Source organism: Lactiplantibacillus sp. ME-2, from assembly GCF_022549155.1.
Taxonomy (GTDB): domain Bacteria; phylum Bacillota; class Bacilli; order Lactobacillales; family Lactobacillaceae; genus Lactiplantibacillus; species Lactiplantibacillus plantarum.
On sequence record NZ_JAKZEQ010000166.1, the window covers coordinates 1 to 230 of the forward strand.

1 rRNA gene is annotated in these 230 nt (G+C 52.6%); it reads right to left on the reverse strand.

Annotated elements, in window-relative coordinates:
• Positions 1-27: 27 nt before the first annotated feature.
• A 16S ribosomal RNA gene (locus MMY95_RS15820) occupies positions 28-230 on the reverse strand; the annotation flags it as partial.

Sequence of the window (230 nt, forward strand, 5' to 3'; positions counted from 1 at the left end):
TGTGTAGGTTTCCGTAATATTCCTTAGAAAGGAGGTGATCCAGCCGCAGGTTCTCCTACGGCTACCTTGTTACGACTTCACCCTAATCATCTGTCCCACCTTAGGCGGCTGGTTCCTAAAAGGTTACCCCACCGACTTTGGGTGTTACAAACTCTCATGGTGTGACGGGCGGTGTGTACAAGGCCCGGGAACGTATTCACCGCGGCATGCTGATCCGCGATTACTAGCGA